This is a genomic window from Allobosea sp. P1_A7 (assembly GCF_056406775.1).
The window spans coordinates 18217-35593 of sequence record NZ_JBFTZN010000072.1; the positions used below are offsets into that span (position 1 = coordinate 18217).

The 17377-nt window shown below is 65.0% G+C and carries 15 protein-coding genes; 6 read left to right on the forward strand and 9 right to left on the reverse strand.

Annotated elements, in window-relative coordinates; genetic code table 11:
• The first annotated feature begins 223 nt into the window (after positions 1 to 223).
• Complete coding sequence (gene secA, locus AC1D34_RS14765; RefSeq protein ID WP_441504301.1) at positions 224 to 3001, forward strand: preprotein translocase subunit SecA; 2778 nt, start codon at positions 224 to 226, stop codon at positions 2999 to 3001.
• An 87-nt stretch (positions 3002 to 3088) separates the two neighbouring features.
• On the opposite strand, the gene AC1D34_RS14770 is transcribed toward secA, so the two are convergent.
• From AC1D34_RS14770 to AC1D34_RS14785, 4 genes are all read right to left on the reverse strand, one after another.
• The gene (locus AC1D34_RS14770) at positions 3089 to 4012 is read right to left on the reverse strand and encodes a TorF family putative porin (protein WP_441487859.1); all 924 of its coding nucleotides are present in this window, start codon (positions 4010 to 4012) and stop codon (positions 3089 to 3091) included.
• A 226-nt stretch (positions 4013 to 4238) separates the two neighbouring features.
• Positions 4239 to 5669 carry a L,D-transpeptidase family protein gene (locus tag AC1D34_RS14775; protein ID WP_441487858.1) on the reverse strand — a complete coding sequence of 477 codons (1431 nt, stop codon included), beginning with the start codon at positions 5667 to 5669 and terminating at the stop codon, positions 4239 to 4241.
• Positions 5670 to 5837: 168 nt separating this feature from the next.
• Positions 5838 to 6791 (reverse strand): acetyl-CoA carboxylase carboxyltransferase subunit alpha, encoded by a 954-nt coding sequence (locus AC1D34_RS14780; RefSeq protein WP_441487857.1) that lies wholly within the window; start codon positions 6789 to 6791, stop codon positions 5838 to 5840.
• 98 nt (positions 6792 to 6889) lie between these two features.
• The gene (locus tag AC1D34_RS14785; RefSeq protein ID WP_441488330.1) at positions 6890 to 7657 is read right to left on the reverse strand and encodes a class I SAM-dependent methyltransferase; all 768 of its coding nucleotides are present in this window, start codon (positions 7655 to 7657) and stop codon (positions 6890 to 6892) included.
• A gap of 159 nt (positions 7658 to 7816) precedes the next feature.
• Between AC1D34_RS14785 and gloB the strand changes: the two genes are divergently transcribed.
• Genes gloB through AC1D34_RS14800 form a run of 3 tightly spaced genes read left to right on the forward strand, consistent with a single transcriptional unit; the run spans position 7817 to position 9810 of the window.
• Positions 7817 to 8581 carry a hydroxyacylglutathione hydrolase gene (gene gloB, locus AC1D34_RS14790; protein ID WP_476824611.1) on the forward strand — a complete coding sequence of 255 codons (765 nt, stop codon included), beginning with the start codon at positions 7817 to 7819 and terminating at the stop codon, positions 8579 to 8581.
• Positions 8582 to 8590: 9 nt separating this feature from the next.
• Positions 8591 to 9049, forward strand: a complete 459-nt coding sequence (locus tag AC1D34_RS14795; RefSeq protein ID WP_476824615.1) for a cupin domain-containing protein — start codon at positions 8591 to 8593, stop codon at positions 9047 to 9049.
• The gene (locus AC1D34_RS14800; RefSeq protein ID WP_476824612.1) at positions 9049 to 9810 is read left to right on the forward strand and encodes a GNAT family N-acetyltransferase; all 762 of its coding nucleotides are present in this window, start codon (positions 9049 to 9051) and stop codon (positions 9808 to 9810) included. Before AC1D34_RS14795 ends, AC1D34_RS14800 begins: the two co-directional genes overlap by 1 nt.
• A gap of 117 nt (positions 9811 to 9927) precedes the next feature.
• Here AC1D34_RS14800 and AC1D34_RS14805 read toward each other — a convergent pair whose 3' ends face one another.
• The 3 genes from AC1D34_RS14805 to AC1D34_RS14815 all read right to left on the reverse strand — a co-directional run bounded on the left by AC1D34_RS14805 (position 9928) and on the right by AC1D34_RS14815 (position 13805).
• Positions 9928 to 11907, reverse strand: a complete 1980-nt coding sequence (locus AC1D34_RS14805) for a potassium transporter Kup (protein ID WP_476775336.1) — start codon at positions 11905 to 11907, stop codon at positions 9928 to 9930.
• 106 nt (positions 11908 to 12013) lie between these two features.
• Complete coding sequence (gene ispG, locus AC1D34_RS14810) at positions 12014 to 13288, reverse strand: flavodoxin-dependent (E)-4-hydroxy-3-methylbut-2-enyl-diphosphate synthase (protein WP_441487853.1); 1275 nt, start codon at positions 13286 to 13288, stop codon at positions 12014 to 12016.
• Positions 13281 to 13805: a transcriptional repressor gene (locus AC1D34_RS14815; RefSeq protein WP_441487852.1), complete on the reverse strand. Its 525-nt coding sequence runs from the start codon at positions 13803 to 13805 to the stop codon at positions 13281 to 13283. Before AC1D34_RS14815 ends, ispG begins: the two co-directional genes overlap by 8 nt.
• A gap of 130 nt (positions 13806 to 13935) precedes the next feature.
• Between AC1D34_RS14815 and AC1D34_RS14820 the strand changes: the two genes are divergently transcribed.
• Both AC1D34_RS14820 and AC1D34_RS14825 read left to right on the forward strand, forming a co-directional pair.
• Positions 13936 to 14721, forward strand: a complete 786-nt coding sequence (locus AC1D34_RS14820) for a 3-hydroxybutyrate dehydrogenase (RefSeq protein ID WP_441487851.1) — start codon at positions 13936 to 13938, stop codon at positions 14719 to 14721.
• The gene (locus AC1D34_RS14825; protein ID WP_476824613.1) at positions 14718 to 15788 is read left to right on the forward strand and encodes a patatin-like phospholipase family protein; all 1071 of its coding nucleotides are present in this window, start codon (positions 14718 to 14720) and stop codon (positions 15786 to 15788) included. Before AC1D34_RS14820 ends, AC1D34_RS14825 begins: the two co-directional genes overlap by 4 nt.
• Positions 15789 to 15894: 106 nt before the next feature.
• On the opposite strand, the gene AC1D34_RS14830 is transcribed toward AC1D34_RS14825, so the two are convergent.
• Both AC1D34_RS14830 and AC1D34_RS14835 read right to left on the reverse strand, forming a co-directional pair.
• The gene (locus AC1D34_RS14830) at positions 15895 to 16500 is read right to left on the reverse strand and encodes a class I SAM-dependent methyltransferase (protein ID WP_476824616.1); all 606 of its coding nucleotides are present in this window, start codon (positions 16498 to 16500) and stop codon (positions 15895 to 15897) included.
• Between the two features lie 56 nt (positions 16501 to 16556).
• Positions 16557 to 17377, reverse strand: an 821-nt coding sequence (locus AC1D34_RS14835) for a glycosyltransferase (protein ID WP_476824614.1), incomplete at its 5' end; no start/stop codon positions are given.

Sequence of the window (17377 nt, forward strand, 5' to 3'; positions counted from 1 at the left end):
TTTTTACATCCCCGCCACCGATCCCCTTGGCACCTGCGGTGCAAAACCCCACATCCCGGCGAGCGATGCCTCACGATCAGCGCGCCGGCTCCGGCAAAAGCGACGCTGGACCCCGCACCCGCACGCGTCTAAACACGCGGTCGAATTGAGATAATCCGGCTTCCGTCGGCGCAGGATGATGACCATGCGCCGCCGCGAGCCAGGCACCGAAAGAAGGCCAGACATGCTTGGCGCGCTCGCAAAGAAACTCTTCGGCTCGTCGAATGACCGGCGCGTCAAGGGCTATGCCCCTCGCGTCGCCGCGATCAATGCCCTCGAACAGGAAGTCGCCGCCCTCAGCGATGAGGCGCTGCAGGCCCGTACTCAGGAATTCCGCCAGCAATTGGCGAACGGCGCCAAGCTCGACGATCTGCTCGTGCCGGCCTTCGCAACCGTGCGCGAGGCTGCCAAGCGCGTGCTCGGCCAGCGGCCCTACGATGTCCAGCTCATCGGCGGTATCGTGCTGCACGAGGGTGCGATCTCGGAAATGAAGACCGGCGAAGGCAAGACACTGGTCGCGACGCTGCCGACCTATCTCAACGCGCTTGAAGGGAAGGGCGTCCATGTCGTCACGGTCAACGACTACCTCGCCCGCCGCGACGCCGAATGGATGGGCAAGCTCTACAACTTCCTCGGCCTGACCACCGGCATCATCGTCCACGGCATCGATGACGACGAGCGCCAGCGCGCCTATGCCAGCGACATCACCTACGGCACCAACAACGAATTCGGCTTCGACTATCTACGCGACAACATGAAATACGACGTCGCGCAGATGTCGCAGCGCGGCCACCATTTCGCGATCGTCGACGAGGTCGATTCGATCCTGGTCGACGAAGCCCGCACGCCGCTGATCATTTCCGGCCCGCTCGACGACAAGTCCGATCTTTATGTCATGATCGACAAGCTCATCCCCTCGCTGGTCAAGACCGATTTCGAAGTCGATGAGAAGCAGCGCGCCGTCTCCCTGACCGAGGCCGGCAACGAGCATATCGAGGAGCTGCTGCGCCAGGCCGATCTGCTCAAGGAAGGCGATCTCTACGACGCGGCCAACGTCACATTGGTCCATCACGTCAACCAGGCCCTGCGCGCCCACTCGCTGTTCACCCGCGACAAGGATTATATCGTCCGCAACGACGAAGTCGTGATCATCGATGAGTTCACCGGCCGCATGATGCCCGGCCGACGCTACTCCGAGGGCCTGCACCAGGCCCTGGAGGCCAAGGAGCACGTCACGGTCCAGCCCGAGAACGCGACGCTCGCCTCCATCACCTTCCAGAACTATTTCCGGCTCTATTCGAAGCTCGCCGGCATGACCGGTACGGCCTCGACGGAAGCTGACGAGTTCTTCCAGATCTACAAGCTGGAAGTGCTCGAGATCCCGACCAACGTCCCCGTCGCGCGCCTCGACGAGGATGACGAGGTCTATCGCACCTTCGAGGAAAAGGTCCGTGGCGTTATCCGCGAAATCAAGGCCTCGCAGGACAATGGCCAGCCCATGCTGGTCGGCACCACGTCGATCGAGCGCTCCGAGCTCGTCGCCGAAATGCTGAGCAAGGAAGGCTTCAAGCAGATCGATTTCAGCGCTCCGAACGCTTTGGAGCCGATCTATGAGGCCGCCCGCCAAGGCAAGCCGTCCAAGTATTTCGCCGTGCTGAACGCCCGCTTCCACGAGCAGGAAGCCTATATCGTCGCCCAGGCCGGCGCCCCAGGGGCGATCACCATCGCCACCAACATGGCCGGCCGTGGCACTGACATCCAGCTCGGCGGCAATGCCGAGATGCGGATCCAGCACGATCTGCGCGACATGCCCGAAGGGCCCGAGCGTGACGAGAAGGCCAAGGCGATCCGCGCCGAGGTCGCCGACTTCAAGCAGCGCGTGCTCAAGGCCGGCGGACTCTACATCGTCGGCACCGAGCGCCATGAAAGCCGGCGCATCGACAACCAGCTCCGTGGCCGTGCCGGCCGCCAGGGTGACCCGGGCCGCTCGAAATTCTTCCTGTCGCTGCAGGACGATCTGATGCGGATCTTCGGCTCCGACCGCATGGACGGAATGCTGCAGAAGCTCGGCCTCAAGGAGGACGAGGCCATCGTCCATCCCTGGATCAACAAGGCCGTCGAGAAGGCGCAGGGCAAGGTCGAGGCGCGCAACTTCGACATCCGCAAGAACATCCTGAAATACGACGACGTCATGAACGACCAACGCAAGGTCGTCTTCGAGCAGCGCCGCGATTTCATGCGCCAGGCGAGCGTGCGCGAGACCATCGACGACATGCGCCACGGCGTCGTCGAGGACGTCGTAACCCGCCGCATCCCCGAAGAGGCCTATGCAGAGCAGTGGGATGCTGCTGGCCTGCGCGAAGACGTCCATAACTTCCTCAATCTCGATTTGCCGATCGAGGACTGGGCCAAGGAGGAAGGCATCGCCGACGCGGAACTCCGCGAACGCATCCGCACCCAGGCCGACCTGGCCTATGCCGAGCGCATCGCCCGCAACACCGAAGAGGTCATGACCTATGTCGAGAAGCAGGTGCTGCTGCAGACGCTCGACCATCTCTGGCGCGAGCATCTCGTCACGCTCGACCATCTCCGCCAGGTTGTCGGCTGGCGCGGCTATGCCCAGCGCGACCCGCTGAACGAGTACAAGCAGGAAGCCTTCGAGCTCTTCGACGGGTTGATCGGCCATCTGCGCGAGCAGGTCACCGGCAACCTTATGCGCATCGAGGTCCGCTTCGATCAGCCGGAGGATGGCATCCTGCCACCCCAGGATACCCTGCCTGCTCCCGCCTTCGGCGATTACGGCGGCAGCGGCCTGCAATATGCCGCAGTCGAAGAGGGCGAGGTCGCGGTTGTGGACCGTGACCCGACCGATCCATCGAGCTGGGGCAAGGTCGGCCGCAACGAGCCCTGCCCGTGCGGCTCCGGCAAGAAGTTCAAGCACTGCCACGGGCAGTTCGCCTGACACCCCGGTGGCCTCAAGCTTCGGAATATGAAAAAGGGCCGCTCTCACGAGCGGCCCTCTTCGTTTGTCCTGCATGATCGCGCGGCGTCACTTCGGCGCGAAGACCCCGACGCTGCTGGCCGTGATGTCGAAGGAGAGCGTCCCGACTACGGTCGGGTTGCACCAGTTCGAGCTATAGCCGCCTCCCGCGTTGCCTCGGGTGATCCCGCGCGGATCGGAGGTCAGCAGGAAGCAGTTGGCCTTGGACAGGTTGGTGTCGTGATAGCGCAGATCGGCGGTCAGGTTCTTGTAGGTGTAAGACAGGCCGGCATTCCAGTAATTGTAGTCGGGCAGCCGGATCGGCGTCGGGAACGCGATGTTGGTGCTGGTGGTGCCGAGCCAGTAGCGGCCGAACTCTCCAGAGACCGAGAGACCCTCGAGGAAGGGCAGATTGTACTTGGCCGTCAGCGAAGCGTAGGTGCCCGTTGCGCCCGTGCCGAGCCAGTCCCAGGCATAGAAGACATTGGCGCCGAGCGTGGCCTTGTCCTCCCAGTTATAGGAGACCTTGCCGGCAAGCTCGGTGAAATCGGTATTGCGCGGCGTCCAGATCACGCCGAGCCCGTCGATGAAGCGCTTCTCATTCGGATAATAATATTGGATCACGCCCAGGTCGAAGGTGACCGGGCCGAATTTCGGACGGATACCGCCATAGAAGTCGATCTCGGCGGGCGGGCTGGTCGCGAGATCGACATTGGCACCGAAGACGCCGAGATAGAACAGGTTGTCATAGAACTGCAGCTCCACCGAGCCTTGGGCGCCGGGCTTGCGGTCCGTCTGCGAGATGCCGCGGAAAACGTAGTCGGTCACGCCCTTGATGCTGACCGCAGCATCGATCCAGGTGATGCTCGGCGGAACGGGTGCCGGCGGCGGACCCTTCTTGCTTGGCAGGTCGGATGCCTGGGCCGCACCAGCAAACATGGCGAGCGACAGCGCCGCGCCAGTCGCCGGAAGACGTATCAGATCGAGAACCATCAGTAGCTCCGTCAAAAGACAGAAACCGCGCGCGAATTGCCGCGTTTCTGCCCCAATCAGGCCGATGGAACCGGATTCTCAGCAAGACGAGCTTTTTGGCATCCTGCACAGGAAAATCGCAGAAGCCGCCCGTCGGGCGGCATCTGCGCTGTCAAAATGAGCTTCTGCGAGGAAGTCAGGATCTGGTGATATTTTTGTCACGCATCGAATGCGTGACAAAGGAGACTCAACGGGTCGCGGACTGGCTCGAATAGGCAGCGTTCGACTGGTCGAGTTGCGTCGTGCGCAGCGTGTCTGCCCGACGCGGCGGCAGCGGCGTGCGCACATTGGTCGGCTTCGCCGGGACCACGGAAGCGACTGGCGCGGCCACAGGCGCCTCCACAGGCTGCGCCGAGCCTCCGATCAAGGGCACGAAGCTCAGCGCACGCTGATAGAAGGGGCGGTTATCAGCGACGGTGCCCACGGCAGGGGCCGCCGGCACCGCGCTGGCAACGACTGGCACCTGCTGGGCAGCCCCCGGCAGGACCTTGGCCACCTGGGTCGCGGCGACGGCCGCGGCCGGCGCAGCGGCGGGCTTGACCACCACAGCGGGAGCAGCAGCCGGCGTCGCCGCCACTTCGGCCGGCGCGGAGGCGACAGCCGCAAGCACGGCCTCATTGTCCGCCGAAGCCGCACGCACGGTCGCCTTGGTCCGTCCCTTGTCGTCCAGCACGACGACGCGCGGGCCAACGGTCAGCGCGTCCGGGCGGCTGATGCCGACATCCCGCGAAGCCCAGGATGCCGACCTGTTCAGCGAATCGGAACCGCCCGCGACGAGAGCCTGCTTGAAGGAGTTATGCTGGTCGCCGTCATCATAGATCAGCTTCACCGCCGGTGTGCCCTTGGCCACCAGCGCCGCAACCTGGACGTCATCCTGCTGGCGCTTCTGCGCCACGGCCGCGCCGAGATTGCCACCGTTGAAGACATAGCGGCCGCCGCTGACGCCGACGCTCGGCTCATCCTTGGCGACCTCGAAATAGTCCGAGCCTTCCTTCAGGTTCTTCCAGAAGGCGATATTGGGGTCGAGCCGGTGCTTGGCGAGGTTTTCCGGCGTCATCCGGAAGGGGAAGGCCTGCATCTGCACGGCCTTCTGGCCCGCGCCCTGTGCTTCGCGCACCAGCGCATAGATCTCGCCGATCTGATCGTCGGTCATCGAATAGCAGCCCGCCGAGGAGCAGGCGCCATGAACCATCAAATGCGCGCCGGTGCGCCCATGGGACCGGTCATAGGCATTGGGATAGCCCATGTTGAATGAGACATAATAGGACGAATTCGGGTTCATCTGCCCCGGGGAGATGGCATAAAAGCCCTCCGGCGCCATGCGATCGCCTTCGCGGACCTTCGGACCGAGCTGGCCGGACCAGCGGCACATCGGGAAGGTCTTCAGCAACTCGTAGCGGCCATCGCCCTTGCGCTTCCAGACCTCGAGCTCCGACTCCTTCTTGTAGGAGCGGATCAGGATCGGCTGATCCTTGCTCATGCCCTTCTCGGACATCAGCGCATAGGTCGCCGATGGGATCGGGATGTTATGGCGCGCAGAGCCGCGATACCGCTCCTCTTCGCAGGCGCCCAGGGTCAAAGCAACGAGCGCCACGAGGGCGATGTGTCTTGCTGCCACGTCGTCGATCCCATTGATCAAGCGGTCGTCGCCGACCTTCTATGCTCAAGACGGCAAAATCGTGCCGCTCATCATGGTTGTGAAGCGTTAGGCTTGACCGTTCCTTACCACAAGGGGGTCAGATCTGGCCATACGGTAAAGGAAGAGTAAACAGCGGGATTGCGAAGCTCAAAGGCTGCGGCCGATCGCGAGGAATTTCTCCTCGCGCTGGGCGACGACCTGCTCGGCCGAGAGCCCCGCGAGATCGGACAGGGCAGATGCGATCGCATCGCCAGCGCGCGAAATCGCCATCTCGGGATCGCGATGCGCCCCTCCGGTGGGCTCGCTGACGATCCGGTCGATGATGCCGAATTTCAGCAGATCCTGCGCCGTGATCTTCATGCCGGTCGCGGCGTCCTGGGCGCGCGCCGTATCGCGCCAGAGAATCGAGGCCGCGCCCTCCGGCGAGATCACCGAATAGATCGCATGTTCCATCATCATCACGCGGCTCGCGGCAGCAATTGCGATGGCACCGCCTGATCCGCCCTCGCCGATCACCAGCGCGACGCTCGGGCTGCGCAGACCGAGCCATGCCTCGGTCGAGCGCGCAATCGCTTCCGCCTGCCCGCGCTCCTCGGCCTCGATCCCCGGATAGGCACCGGCGGTGTCGACGAAGCTCAGAACCGGCAGGCCGAAACGATCGGCAAGCTCGGCCAGACGGACAGCCTTGCGATAGCCCTCAGGCTTCGGCATGCCGAAATTGTGCCGGATGCGGGTCTCGGTGCTGTTGCCCTTCTCCTGCCCCATCACGCAGACCGGCTGGCCGCGGAAGCGCCCGAAACCGCCGACGATCGCCTCGTCCTCGCCGAAGGCGCGGTCGCCCGCAAGCGGCGTGAATTCGGTGATCAGCGCCGCACAGTAATCGATGAAATGCGGCCGCTGCGGATGCCGGGCGACCAGCGTCTTCTGCCAGGGCGTCAGGGCGCCATAGAGGTCCTTGAGCGCCTGGTTTGCCTTGGCATCGAGCTTTCCGATTTCCTCGGACAGAGAATAGCCGTCCCCCTTTGCATCCAGGGCACGCAATTCATCCGCCTTCGCCTCAAGCTCGGCGACCGGTTTCTCGAAATCAAGATAGCTACGCATTGTGATCCAGTTCTGGGGCGGGGCCGTCGATCCGCAGGGGGAGACGGAAGACCGGGGCCCGAAAAGCGGCGGACCTTGGCCGTGCCACGCTGTGATTGTCAACCCGCCGGGCGCTTGTCCGGCGTTTCGCCCAATCGTGGCGTCGGGGTGGGCTGGGGCAGCAGGACGGGACGAAAGGCAAAACTGCGCCGCGTCGCACGCAGCGGCGCCCGGCGATAGAACTGCTTGGTCGCATCGATGACATGGACGCCAGCGAAGGGCAGCGACAGCCCCGAGCCAACCCGCTCCCAGGCTGGGGCGGAGCGCATGAACAGCTTGCGTTTGAGCGGCGGCACATAGAGCGCCTCGGCCCAGTTCTCCGGAGCGAAAGTCGCGCCGCGCATCAGCGATTCGAGCTGTGAGCGGCTGAACGGGCGGCCGTGACCGAAGGGCGTTCCGTCCATCCGGGCCCAGAGCCCACGGCGATTGGGCGCGACGACGAGCATGCGGCCACCGGGACTGAGCACGCGCGCCACCTCGTCGAGCAGGTCGTCGGGGCTCTCTGTCTCCTCAAGAGCATGAACCAGCACGACCCTGTCGACCGAGGCTGTCGGCAAGGGCAGCAGCGTCGGCTCGACCAAGGCCGAGGCCGAGAGACCTTCCGACGGCCAGTTCACCACGCCTTGCGCCGCCGGCATGAAGGCGAGCACGCGCTCGGCATTGGCGCCAAGCACCGTCAGGTAGGGGGTGCAGAAACCCAGGCCGAGCAGGCGCTGGCGTCCGCAATCCGGCCAGAAACGCAGCATCGCCCGGCCGATGAAGCGCCGGGCGACATGGCCGAGGGGACTGGCATAGAAGGCGCGAAGGTCGACGACGTCGAGAGCCATGAACATGAAATGGACCGGCGGTGGCGCCGACGCAAGGGCACCGGGTTCTGCTCGGGCAGCACACGGCCATGCTTGATCGCGTGCCGGTCATGCCCCAATTCATGATGCGCTGATCGCCTCCCGGCGGTTATCCTTCGCTTCCCGCGCCAGGAGCCTTCCATGTCCCTCGACATCCATATCTTCCGCACGCTGAGCGACAATGCCGGCGCCTTGATTCGCGATCCCGCGACCCATGCCTGCGCGGCGGTCGACGTCCCCGACGCAAAGGAGGTGCTGGCCGCAGCCGAGGAGAAGGGCTGGGCCATCTCCGACATCTTCATCACCMATTCCCATTTCGACCATGTCCAGGGCGTCGCCGCGCTCAAGCAAGCCACGGGCGCGACAGTCTACGGCCCCGCGGACGCCCGGGACGCTGCCCCCGTCGACACCGTCGTCGGCGAAGGCGATCGCGTCCCACTCGGAGGCTTCGTCTTCGACGTCTGGCACACGCCCGGCCACGCCGATGGGCATCTAACCTTTGTCGGCGAGCAGACCCGGCTCGCGCTCGTAGGCGATGTCGTCTTCGTCATGGGTTGCGGACGCGTTCAGCCCGGGCAGTTGCCCGCCATGTGGACGTCGCTGTCGCGGATCATGACCCTGCCCGACGACACCCAGCTGATCACGGGGCACGACTACACCCTCGCCAACGCCCGTTTCGCGGTGTCCGTGGATCCCGCCAATGCCGTGCTGAAGACCAGGCTCGCCGAGGCCGAAGCGGCCAAGGCGGCCGGGCGGTTCTGGGCGCTGACCACGATCGGCGAGGAAAAGGCCACCAACCCCTTCTTCCGCGCCGGACAAGCCGCGCTCGCAACCTCTGCCGGCCTTGCTGGGGGTGAACCCGGCAAGGTCTTCGCCGCCCTTCGTGAAGCCAAGAACAGGTTCTGAGCGATGACGATGAACCGGCTCGACGGGTTGAGCGCGGCAGAGATCATTCGCCTGCTCGAGCTCAAGCCGCATCCGGAAGGCGGGCATTATCGCGAGACCTTTCGCGACGGGGCAGGACCGGAGGGGCGCGGCTTTTCGACGGCGATCTATTATCTGCTCGACACCGGCGAGACATCGGAATGGCACCGCGTCGATGCAACCGAGATCTGGCACCACTATGCCGGTGCACCGTTGGTGATCAGCGTGTCCCCAAACGGCCATGACGCCTCGGCGCATCATCTCGGCCGCGATCTCCTCGCCGGACAGCGCCCGCAATTCGTGGTGCCGACCGGTTGGTGGCAAAGTGCGACGTCGCTCGGTGCCTGGACGCTGGTCGGCTGCACGGTCGCGCCCGGTTTCGACTTCTCCGGCTTCGAGATGGCGCCACCGGGCTGGCGGCCTCAACCCCGCGCGGCACGAGGCGCCTGATGATCTCTGATGTTCCGCACGATCCGGCATGCATCGCCGAATGCGAAAGGCGCATCGTCAACGCCTGGCCGGCTCCCTCGACGCTGCTGATCGGCGACTGGGTCGTGCGCTTCGCCAACGGCTATTCCGGCCGGGCGAATTCCGCCTCGCCCTTGAAGCCGGAGGCCGAACTCGACGATGCGACCCTCGAACTGATCGAGGAATTCTACAAGGCCGACGGCCTCCCGCCCTGTGTCAGGCTGACCCCGCTGATCTCGGCAGCAACGCGCGAGCGCATCCTCGCCCGCGGCTACCGGCTGAAGGATGCATCCTTTGGGCTGATCGCCGATCTCGACGGCAAGCCGCCGGAGGTCGAACCCGCGCTTCAGATCGAGGCCCGTCCGAGCCGGGACTGGATTGCGGGAGTGACGTCGCACCAGACCGGCTCGAGACGCAGCGAGACCAAGCTGGCGGCGATCGTCGAGAAGGTGCGCCTGCCTGCGGCTTTCGCCACGCTGTTCCATGGCGGCGAGCCGGTAGCCTATGGCATGTGCGTCGCCGAGCGCGGCATGGCCGAGATCGGCTCTATCGTCGTCGATCCCGGTCACCGCGGACAGGGACTTGGCCGGCGCATGGTTTCCGGGCTCATGTCCTGGGCGCAGCTGCTCGATTGCGACCGTGCCTATCTCCAGGTCGACCAGACGAATGCGGTCGCGATCAGCCTCTATGCGAGCCTCGGCTTTCGCCGGCTCTATGCCTACGAGACGCGCATCCTGGAATGACACCGCGGCTTGGCCGCCTTCACCGGCGCCCCAGGAAAGGCCCGCGATCCAGGCCCGAACATCGGCAGGCTGCAATCAGGGACGGGGTCGGCTCGCCGCCGTCCTCATCATCCTGCGCTACACCGTCACTTGCGTCCCGACCTCGACCACGCGTCCCGTCGGGATCTGGAAGAAGCTGGTCGCGTCCGTCGCGCTCTTGGTCAGGGTGATATAGAGCTTGTCCTGCCAGATCGGCATGCCCGATTGCGGTGAGGCCTTGATCGAGCGCCGCGACAGGAAGAACGAGGTCGACATGATGTCGAACTTGAAGCCCTGCTTGCGCAGCATGGCGAGCCCTTTGGGCACGTTCGGGCTCTCCATGTAGCCATAGACCAGTTCGACACGCCAGAAATCGTCGGTGATGCGCGAGAGGCGAACGCGCTCTTCGTCGGCGACGCGTGGCGTATCGGCCGAGCGCACGGTCAGGATAACGTTGCGATCATGCAGCACCTTGTTGTGCTTCAGGTTGTGCAGCAGCGAAGCCGGGGCCGTCTGCGGGTCGCTGGTCAGGAACACCGCCATGCCCTTGACCCGGACAGGCGGGCTCTTGGAGAGCATCGCGACCAGCTCGAGCAGCGGGACATCGGTCTTGCGGGTCTTGTCGAACAGGATCCGGGTGCCGCGCACCCAGGTCGCCATCAGGACAACCAGGGCGATGGCCAGCAGCACCGGCATATAGCCGCCACTGAAGAGCTTCAGCAGGTTGGCGGTAAAGAATGCGACGTCGATCACGAGGAACGGCAGGATCAACGCCGCGGCGGCCGGGCGGCTCCAGCCCCAGCTCTTCTCGATGACGATGAAGGCCAGCAGCGAACTGACGACCATCGTGCCGAAAACCGCGATACCATAGGCATGCGAGAGGCTCGACGACGTCTTGAAGCTCCAGACCAGCAGCAGCACCACGAGCAGCAGCAGCATGTTGATGCGCGGAATATAGATCTGCCCGGAGGTGTGCTCGGAGGTATGGCGGATTTCCAGGCGCGGCATCAGGCCGAGCTGGATCGCCTGTCGGGTCAGCGAGAAGGCCCCGGTGATCACGGCCTGACTGGCAATGATCGTTGCAACCGTCGCCATGATCACGAGCGGCAGGATGAAGCCTTCCGGCGCCAGCTTGTAGAACGGGTTGTCGATCGCGGTCGGGTCGGACAGAACCAGCGCGCCCTGGCCGAGATAGTTCAGCACGAGAGCCGGGAAGACGAGGTAGATCCAGGCGCTACGGATCGGTCCACGGCCGAAATGGCCCATGTCGGCATAGAGCGCTTCTGCGCCCGTCACGGCCAGGCAGACCGAGCCGAGCACGGCCAGCGACACGTTCGGATGATCGACGAAGAAGCGCAGGCCATAATAGGGATTGATCGCTGCGAGCACGCCGACATCGTCCGCGATGTGGAGAATGCCGAGCCCCGCCAGGGTCGCGAACCAGATCAGCATGATCGGCCCGAAGAAGGTCGCCACCTTGGCGGTGCCATGGCTTTGCACCATGAACAGGCCGACGAGGATCACGGACGCGATCGTGACGACGTAGTCGTCGAGAGCCGGCGTCACGAGCTTGATGCCTTCGACCGCGGAGAGCACCGAGATCGCGGGTGTAATCACCGCATCGCCATAGAACAGAGCAGCGCCGGCCATGCCGAGGAAGAGCACCACTCCTCCCCGCATGCGGCCAAGCGCGCGCTGCGCCAGCGCCACCAATGTCAGGATGCCGCCTTCGCCATTATTGTCGGCTCGCATCAGCAGCACGACATATTTCAGCGTGACGACAATGACGAGCGACCACAGGATCAGCGAAAGCACGCCAATGACGATGTCGCGCGGCACCGCCGCCACTTCACTCCCACCGCCGCTATGCACCGCCGCGGCCGTAACGATGGTCTCGCGCAGGGCGTAAAGCGGGCTCGTACCGATATCGCCATAGACGACGCCAAGCGCCCCAAGTGCGAGAGCCGTGTAGCTTGCCGTCGAATGCCCGCCTGTCGCAGAAGAGCCGTGCCCGTCTTCAAGGCCGAAACGTGTCTCGCCAACCTGTCCGGTCGGCGGAGTCGGCTGCTCATGCCCCATCAGGGTTCTCCGCGGGTGCTGCAATGCAGCGAAAGGCCGGGGCCTCTAACATAACGCCGCCACCGCGCAAAGGCGCGCGGCCGAACCGCGCACAAGGAGAGCCGGCTCATTCCGCCGCATCGGCGCGCATCCCGTAGCGTCGCTCGATATAGGCGTTGACCATGTCCTTGAATTCGGATGCGATTCCGGCGCCGCGCAATGTCGCGACCTTCTTGCCGTCGACGAAGACCGGAGCGGTCGGGACCTCGCCCGTTCCCGGCAGCGAGATGCCGATATCGGCATGCTTGGATTCGCCCGGCCCATTCACGATGCAACCCATCACCGCGACGTTCAGCATCTCGACGCCGGGATAGCGGGTCTTCCAGTCCGGCATCGAGGACGAAATCCAGTTCTGGATATCCCGCGCCAGTTCCTGGAACACCGTCGATGTCGTGCGGCCGCAGCCGGGACAGGCCGCGACCAGCGGCACGAAGGCGCGGAACCCCATGGTCTGCAGCAATTCCTGCGACGCCTTGACCTCCAGCGTCCGGTCGCCGCCGGGCTCCGGGGTGAGCGAGAAGCGGATCGTGTCGCCGATGCCTTCCTGCAGCAGGATACCGAGCGCAGCCGAGGACGCGACCAGCCCCTTCGACCCCATGCCCGCTTCGGTCAGGCCGAGATGAATGGCATAGTCGCCGCGCTCCGCAAGCGTCCGGTAGACCGCGATCAGATCCTGCACGCCCGAGACCTTGGCCGAAAGGATGATGCGGTCCTTGGCCAGACCGATCTCTTCGGCCCGTTGAGCCGAGAGCAGGGCCGACTGCACCATGGCCTCGCGCATCACTGCCCGCGCATCGAGCGGCTGCGGGGAGGAGGCATTCTCGTCCATCAGCGCGGTCAGCAGCTCCTGATCGAGCGAGCCCCAGTTGGCGCCGATACGGACTGCCTTGCCATGCTTGATCGCGAGCTCGACGATCTGGCCGAATTGCCTGTCCTTCTTGTCCTTGAAGCCGACATTGCCGGGATTGATCCGGTATTTTGCCAGTGCCTCCGCGCAGGCCGGGTGATCCGTCAGCAGCTTGTGACCGATATAGTGGAAATCGCCGACCAGCGGCACGTCGATGCCGAGGATATCGAGGCGCTCGCGGATATGCGGCACGGCAGCCGCAGCCTCGTCACGATCGACGGTGATGCGAACGAGCTCGGACCCCGCACGCGCAAGCGCGGCGACCTGCCCGACGGTGGCCGCGATATCGGCAGTATCGGTATTCGTCATCGACTGCACGACGATCGGCGCGCCGCCCCCAACCTCGACGGTTCCGACCTTAACCGGGACTGTGTAGCGGCGCGGCCGCGGCCCGGCGACATCGGCAAGCGCGGCCGTAAGAACCGTTTCATTCATGGGGATGTGCGCTCCGGCAATGGTCGCAGCGACCGACGATCTCGACGACCTGATGCGAGGGCACGAATTGTCGCCCATGTACGATCGCCGCCACCGCCTGACGCATGGCCGGCGAGGAATCCTCGTCGACGCCGCCACAGGTCTCGCAGATCAGGAAGGCGACAACGTCGCTGGCGCCGTGACCGTGCAGGCAGGCGACATAGGCATTGCGCGAGCTCAGGCGGTGCACGAACCCCTGCTCGACCAGGAAATCCAGGGCGCGATAGACCGAGATCGGCGCGAGACGCCGGCCACCGGGCGGCGAAATGCGATCGGCCAGATCATAGGCGCCGACCGGGCGATGGTCGGCATGCAGGGCCTCCAGGGCCTTGCGACGGATCGGCGTCAGTCTCAGGCCACGCTCCCGGCAGAGCTTCTCGGCGCGCGCCAGCGCTTCCGCGGCATGACGCTGGTGATCCTGGGCATGGCGACAGGCCGCATGGTCATGGCCGTCATGCGCGTGGGCGTGTGGCTGCATTTTCATCATGTTGCGTTGCAATACTACATCGGGCAACGTGCCGCGACCGCCTTTGCGGGGACGGAAAGACTGCCCGTTCAAATATGCAACGTAAGCATTTTCTCAGCCCGTGTCAGGAGCCTCGACGCTCATGTTCCTTAAAGATCGTACCGCCCTCGTCACCGGATCGACCTCCGGCATCGGTCTCGCCTATGCGCGCGCACTCGCCAGGGAAGGCGCCCATCTTGTCATCAACGGCATCATGCCGGCCCCCGATGCCGAGGCGCTGCGCAGCGGACTCGAGAAGGAGTTCGGAATCAAGGCCCAGTTCTCGCCGGCCGACATGACCAAGCCGGCCGAGATCGCCGCCATGGTTGCGGAGGCGGAGAAGACATTCGGCGCCATCGACATCCTGGTGAACAATGCCGGGATCCAGCATGTCGCGCCGGTCGACGAGTTCCCGATCGAGAAATGGGACCAGATCATCGCGATCAACCTGTCCTCGGCCTTCCACACCACCCGCGCCGCGCTGCCCGGAATGAAGCGCAAGGGCTGGGGCCGGATCATCAACACTGCGTCGGCCCATGCCTTTGTCGCCTCGCCCTTCAAGTCGGCCTATGTCTCGGCCAAGCACGGCATTGCCGGCTTCACCAAGACGGTCGCGCTTGAAGTCGCAACCAAAGGCATCACGGTCAACGCCATCGCACCCGGCTACGTCTGGACCCCGCTGGTCGAGAAGCAGATCCCCGATACGATGAAGGCGCGCGGGTTGACCAAGGAGCAGGTCATCAATGACGTGCTGCTCGAGGCCCAGCCCACCAAGGAGTTCGTGACGGTCGAGCAGGTCGCGGCGCTCGCGATCTTCCTTTGCACGGATGCGGCGAAATCCATCACCGGTGCCACCTTGCCGATGGATGGCGGCTGGACCGCAGCGTGACCGGCAGGCGCAGGACCGGCGCGCGTCTGGTCGAGGGCCTCGCCGGTCCCAAGGCCGAGAAGAGCGTTTCCCTTGCTCTCCAGGGTGGTGGCGCCCATGGCGCCTTCACCTGGGGCGTGCTCGATGCGATCCTCGAGGACGGACGCCTCGCCATCGAGGCGCTGTCTGGCACCAGCGCCGGTGCGATGAACGCAGTCGTGCTTAGCGAGGGCTGGATCGACGGCGGCATCGACGGCGCCCGCACCCAGCTCGAGAATTTCTGGCGGCGCATCAGCGTCGACGGCAAATATGGCGGCTCCGAGCGTTCGCTGATCGACACCATGCTCGGCGCCTGGGGCAAGAACGGCACCCAGCCCGGACTGCTCTGGTTCGAGCTCTTTTCCAAGGTTGCGAGCCCCTATGACGTCAACCCGCTGAACATCAACCCGCTGCGCGGCGTGATCGCCGACCTGATCGACTTCGACAAGGTTCAGGCGTGCCGGGCGGTCAAGCTCTTCATTGCCGCAACCAATGTCCGCACAGRCAAGATCAAGGTCTTCAATGGCGACGAACTGACGGCCGACCACCTGATGGCCTCGGCGTGCCTGCCGATGCTGTTCCAGGCGGTCGAGATCAAGGGCGAGGCCTATTGGGACGGCGGCTATATGGGCAACCCCGCCCTGTTTCCCCTGTTCTATGAGGCTACCGGCGACGACATCCTGCTGGTGCAGATCAACCCTCTGCAGCGCAAGGAACTGCCGACCAATGCCCGCGCCATCCAGGACCGGCTGAACGAAATCACCTTCAACGCCTCGCTGCTGCGCGAGCTGCGCGCCATCGATTTCGTCAATCGCCTGGTCGATGCCGGCAAGCTGCCCAAGGACGAGTACAAGCGCGTGCTGATGCACCGCATCGATGGCGGGCCGCCTCTGGCCGAGTTGACCAGTTCCACGCGCATGAACGCGGAATGGGACTTTCTGCTGCGGCTGCGCGACATGGGCCGTGCTGCCGCGAAGCGCTGGCTGAAACGCAATTACGACGCCATCGGCGTCCAGGGAACGCTCGACCTGAAGGAGGCGATCTCCTAGGGCATCGGCCCGGAAAGTGGATTGCGGCTTTCGTGAAAGCCCATGCAACCGCAGACGTTAGATCATGGGATCGGATACGATATGCCCCATGATCGGGGCCATCGGGTCAGGCGATACTCAATCGCCAGACCGTGCTCTTCTTGATCTCGGCGTCTTCCAGCGAGCGCGTCACGGGGACTTCATAGGTCGCCAGTTCCTGCAAGCGCTGCCGCGGCAGATAGCTGCGCCCCGGATCGCCGATCAGCACTTCGGCGCCGCGGGCAACCAGCCCCGAAAGCCAGTCGACCACGCTCTCCGCCATGGCCCGTTCATAGCAGACATCGCCGGCGCAGATCAGCTCCCAGCCGTCATCGCGCCCGATCAGGTCTTCCAGAGCTACAGTCACCGAGACACCGTTCGCCTCCGCGTTCAGCGTGATCGCCTCGGCCGCGAAAGCATCGATGTCGCAAGCCTGAACATGGGCCGCCCCTGCTTTTGCCGCCGCGATCGCGACGAGACCCGAGCCGCTGGCAAAATCGAGCACGCGCTTGCCGCGCACGATCTCGGGATGATCGAGAAGATGCCGTGCCAGCGCCTGTCCGCCTGCCCAGGCGAAGGCCCAGAACGGCAGCGGCAGCCCGATGACCGCAAGCTCGTCCTCTGTCTTCTGCCAGAGTTCGGTCGCCTCCTCGGCGACATGCAGGCTGATTTCGGACGCATGAGGCACCGGCATCAGCCGCGTATGCGCGAGGATGAAGCCGCGCCGATCAAGCGTGGCGAGCGGCGCGCTCACGCTGCGACATCCGTCTGGGGCCGGGCCAAGAGGCCACGATAGAGCGCCTTCACCGCATCCATGACATCGCGTTCGGTGTGGCCATCGAGCAGACGGTTGCGCGCGCTCGCGCCCATCCGCTCAACCAGCCCCGGCGCAGCTGCGAGCACGATCAGCGCCTTGGCGAGCGCAGCCGCATCGTCCGACGGCACCACCATGCCGTCCTGCCCGTCGCGCACGAAGCTGCGGCAGCCCGGCACATCGGTCGTCAGGATAGCCCGGCCGCAGGCCGCCGCCTCGAGGATCGTTCGCGGCAACCCTTCGCCGCCGCGCGATGGCAGGCAGCAGAGATGGTGGTTCCGCCAGACACCCTCGATATCGCGCGTCGGACCGGCCCAATGGATGCCGGGACGCGCAGCCCATTCCTTGAGAGTCGTCTCCGGGATCGCCTTCGGATTGGACGCATCAGGCGCACCATGGATGGTGAGTTCGACGCGCGCCCCCTGCGCCCTGGCGAGCTTCACCGCCTCGACGGCGAGGTCGACGCCCTTCGACCAGAGCATGCGCGCGACCAGCGCGACCTTGAGCGGCGGCGCCGGCGGCATCGGCTCCGGCATCAGCACGAGCGGATCGACCCCCGCGCCGCCGACGATCGCGACCTTGCCCTTGTCTTGCGGATCGAACCCCAGCGTCACCGGATCATCGGGATTCTCGAACAGGAAGCGGACGCCGGGTCCGTCGATCGCCTCACGCAGCCAGGTCCGGGCGGCCAGCCGCGCCAGGGCGGCGAGCTGCCCCTGTCTGGCCCCGAGGAAGCCGAGCCCGGTCAGCGCATAGA

Coding starts and splice junctions, on each gene's coding strand:
- secA (WP_441504301.1), top strand. CDS start 224: ATGCTTGGCGCGCTCGCAAAGAAACTCTTCGGCTCGTCGAATGACCGG.
- AC1D34_RS14805 (WP_476775336.1), bottom strand. CDS start 11,907: ATGGGGCATGAGCAGCCGACTCCGCCGACCGGACAGGTTGGCGAGACA.
- AC1D34_RS14800 (WP_476824612.1), top strand. CDS start 9,049: ATGATCTCTGATGTTCCGCACGATCCGGCATGCATCGCCGAATGCGAA.
- AC1D34_RS14785 (WP_441488330.1), bottom strand. CDS start 7,657: ATGGCTCTCGACGTCGTCGACCTTCGCGCCTTCTATGCCAGTCCCCTC.
- ispG (WP_441487853.1), bottom strand. CDS start 13,288: ATGAATGAAACGGTTCTTACGGCCGCGCTTGCCGATGTCGCCGGGCCG.
- AC1D34_RS14830 (WP_476824616.1), bottom strand. CDS start 16,500: ATGCCGGTGCCTCATGCGTCCGAAATCAGCCTGCATGTCGCCGAGGAG.
- AC1D34_RS14820 (WP_441487851.1), top strand. CDS start 13,936: ATGTTCCTTAAAGATCGTACCGCCCTCGTCACCGGATCGACCTCCGGC.
- AC1D34_RS14780 (WP_441487857.1), bottom strand. CDS start 6,791: ATGCGTAGCTATCTTGATTTCGAGAAACCGGTCGCCGAGCTTGAGGCG.
- AC1D34_RS14815 (WP_441487852.1), bottom strand. CDS start 13,805: ATGCAGCCACACGCCCACGCGCATGACGGCCATGACCATGCGGCCTGT.
- AC1D34_RS14795 (WP_476824615.1), top strand. CDS start 8,591: ATGAACCGGCTCGACGGGTTGAGCGCGGCAGAGATCATTCGCCTGCTC.
- AC1D34_RS14770 (WP_441487859.1), bottom strand. CDS start 4,012: ATGGTTCTCGATCTGATACGTCTTCCGGCGACTGGCGCGGCGCTGTCG.